This is a genomic window from Marilutibacter maris (assembly GCF_006546735.2).
Classification (GTDB): Bacteria; Pseudomonadota; Gammaproteobacteria; order Xanthomonadales; family Xanthomonadaceae; genus Marilutibacter; species Marilutibacter maris.
This window is the reverse complement of sequence record NZ_VICD02000195.1, coordinates 1-3,621: the sequence shown is the minus strand read 5'-3', so window position 1 is coordinate 3,621 and position 3,621 is coordinate 1. Positions and strand designations below refer to the sequence as shown.

General features: G+C 67.9%; 1 protein-coding gene. It reads left to right on the top strand.

Going from position 1 to position 3,621, the window contains the following annotated elements; translation table 11 throughout:
* Positions 1–133 precede the first annotated feature (133 nt).
* Positions 134–3,283, top strand: a complete 3,150-nt coding sequence (locus tag FKV24_RS11280; RefSeq protein WP_141482457.1) for a multidrug efflux RND transporter permease subunit — start codon at positions 134–136, stop codon at positions 3,281–3,283.
* Positions 3,284–3,621: the final 338 nt, after the last annotated feature.

The following is a 3,621-nucleotide window of genomic DNA, read 5'->3' as shown; positions in this document are numbered from 1 at the left end:
CGGGGCCCCCGCATCTGCGCCGGCGGCGGCGCCTGCCGGGACCGGGCCGGATGCCGAAGATGCCGCCGAGCCGGCCGCTCCCGCTCCGGCGGACGCGGCCGACGACGCCTCCAGCGAAGGCTGATCCGCCACCATGTCCAGATTCTTCATCAACCACCCGGTCTTTTCCTGGGTCGTCGCGATCCTGATTTCGCTGGCCGGCGTGCTGGCGATCTTCAACCTCGGCGTCGAGTCCTACCCGAACATCGCGCCGCCGCAGGTGATCGTCTCGGCCGGCTATCCGGGCGCGAGCGCGGAGACCGCCGAGGCCGCGGTCACCCAGGTGATCGAGCAGCAGCTCACCGGCATCGACAACCTCGACTACTTCAGCTCCTCCTCCAGCGCCTCCGGCGGCAGCTCGATCACGCTGACCTTCAAGCCGGGCACCGATCCCGACATCGCCCAGGTGCAGGTGCAGAACAAGGTGTCGCTGGCGACCCCGCGACTGCCCTCGGAGGTGACCCAGCAGGGCGTGGTGGTGGCCAAGGCCAACTCCGGCTTCCTGATGGTGGTCGCGGTGCGCTCGGACAATCCGGGCGTCGACCGCAATGCGCTCAACGACCTGGTCGGCTCGCGGGTGATCGACCAGATCTCGCGCGTGCCCGGCGTCGGCAGCACCCAGCAGTTCGGCAGTTCGTATGCGATGAACATCTGGCTCGACGCCGATAAGCTGCGCGGCTTCGGACTGTCGGCCAGCCAGGTGCTGGCGGCGGTGCGCGGCCAGAACGTGCAGTTCGCGGCCGGCTCGATCGGCTCCGAACCGTCGCCGCCGGGCCAGGGCTTCACCGCCACGGTCTCGGCCGAGGGCCGCTTCAGCACCCCCGAGCAGTTCGGCAACATCCTGCTGCGCGCGAACGAGGACGGCACCACGGTGCGCCTGGCCGACGTCGCCCGGATCGAGCTGGGCGCGCAGTCCTACGGCTTCGACAGCCAGTGGAACGGCGCCCCGACCGGCGCATTCGCGGTCCAGCTGAGCCCGGGCGCGAACGCCCTGGGCGTGGCCGAGGCGGTCAAGGCGCGGATGGCCGAGCTGGAGGCGACCTTCCCGCCGGGGGTCAGCTGGTTCGTGCCCTACGACAGCTCGACTTTCGTCGAGGTGTCGATCGAGGAGGTCGTGCACACCCTGCTCGAGGCGATCGTGCTGGTGTTCCTGGTGATGCTGATCTTCCTGCAGAACTTCCGCGCGACGATCATCCCGACCCTGGTCATCCCGATCGCGCTGCTGGGCACCTTCCTGGGCATGTACGTGATCGGCTTCACCATCAACCAGCTGACCCTGTTCGGCATGGTGCTGGCGATCGGCATCGTGGTCGACGACGCGATCGTGGTGATCGAGAACGTCGAGCGCCTGATGACCGAGGAGGGGCTGTCGCCGAAGGACGCCACGGTCAAGGCGATGGGCCAGATCAGCGGCGCGGTGGTCGCGATCACCGTGGTGCTGGCGGCGGTGTTCATCCCGTCCGCGTTCCAGGGTGGCTCGGCCGGCGAGATCTACAAGCAGTTCGCGCTGACCATCGCCACCTCGATGGCGTTCTCGGCGTTCCTCGCGCTGACCTTCACCCCGGCGCTGTGCGCGACCATGCTCAAGCCGACCCACCACGCGAAGAAGAACATCGTCTTCCGTGCCTTCGACTGGGGCTATGGCAAGGTCGCCAACACCTACGTCGGCCACATCACCGGCGCGATCCGCCATGCGCCGCGCTGGATGATGGTGTTCGCCCTGCTGGCGGTGCTGTGCGGCTTCCTGTTCACCCGCATGCCCGGCAGCTTCCTGCCCGAGGAGGACCAGGGCTATGCGATCGGCCTGGTCCAGTTGCCGCCGGGCGCGACCCTGGAGCGCACCAAGGACGTGCTCACCCAGGTCCGCGAGACGCTGGAGCAGCAGGAAGGCTACGACGGCATGATGCAGGTCGCCGGCTTCAGCTTCGTCGGCCAGGGCGAGAACGTCGGCATCGCCTTCATCCGCCTCAAGCCCTGGGACGAGCGCGACCTCACCGCGATGGAATTCATCTCCAACGCGAACCGCGCGCTGTACGGCATCCGCGACGCGCAGATCTTCGTGATCAACCTGCCGACGGTGAGCGGCCTGGGCGCGTTCGGCGGCTTCGACATGTACCTGCAGGACCGTGGCGGCAACGGCCGCGACGCGCTCGCGCAGGCGCGCAACACCCTGCTGGGCAAGGCCGGCGAGGACCCGGCGCTGACCGCGGTCAGGCCCAATACGCTGGAGCCGGCGCCGCAGCTGAAGCTCGATGTCGACCGTGTGCAGGCGCAGGCGATGGGGCTGTCGGTGAACGACATCTACAACGCGATCCAGCTGATGCTGGCGCCGGTGTACGTCAACGACTTCAGCGACCAGGGCCGGATCAAGCGGGTGACCATGCAGGCCGATGCGCAGTTCCGCACCGGGCCTGAGTCGCTGGCGCGCTTCTATACGCCCAGCCCGCTGTTCGATCCCTCCGGCGGCGTCGACGCGACCACCGGCGCGATGGTGCCGCTGGCCAACGTGGTCAAGAGCCACTGGGTGATGGCCTCGCCGTCGCTGAACCGCTACAACGGCTACGCCGCGGTCGAGATCGTCGGTTCGCAGGCGCCGGGCCACAGTTCGGGCGAGGCGATGACCGCGATGGAACGCATCGTCGACACCGAGCTGCCGGACGGCTTCGGCTACGACTGGACCGGCCAGTCCTATCAGGAAATCATCTCCGGCCAGCAGGGCCCGATGCTGATGGCGCTGTCGATCCTGGTGGTGTTCCTGTGCCTGGCCGCGCTGTACGAGAGCTGGTCGGTGCCGGTGGCGGTCCTGCTGGTGGTGCCGCTGGGCGTGCTCGGCGCGGTGGTGTTCACCATGCTCCACCCCAGCGACCTGACCAACGACATCTACTTCAAGATCGGCCTGATCACGGTGATCGGCCTGGCGGCGAAGAACGCGATCCTGATCATCGAGTTCGCGATCGAGCAGCGGCTGGAGGGCAAGACCCTGCGCGAGGCGACGATCGAGGCCTGCAAGCTGCGCTTCCGGCCGATCCTGATGACCTCGTTCGCGTTCATCCTCGGCGTGGTGCCGTTGGTGCTGTCCAGCGGCGCGGGCGCCAACGCCCGCCACGCGATCGGTACCGGCGTGATCGGCGGCATGGTCTTCGCGACCTTCCTGGGCGTGTTGTTCATCCCGATCTTCTATGTCGTGGTCCGGCGCGTGCTTGGCGACAGGCTCGACGAAAAACCGGATCTGAGCCACGACTGATCCGGCCCGTACCGGGAGCGATACGACGAACCCGCCCACGTGGCGGGTTCGTCGTTTGCGCGCCCGCGCCGGCCCCTCCCGTGTTCAATCGCGGCTCACGCCGCTCCTACGAGATGCGATACGGCACTGACCCAGCCCCTGAATGAGGGGGCGATTCGCATCGCAGATGCAAATGGGGGTCTGGAAGCGCACCGGCGGGGCCCGAGGTTTGCAAAGCAAACCTTGGGAGATATCCGGGCGCGGCCGGATATCGTTCCCCCCTGAGTCAGGGGGCGATTCGTGCCGCAGGCACGAATGGGGGTGTGGAAGCGCAACGGCGGGGCCCAAGGTTTGCGCAG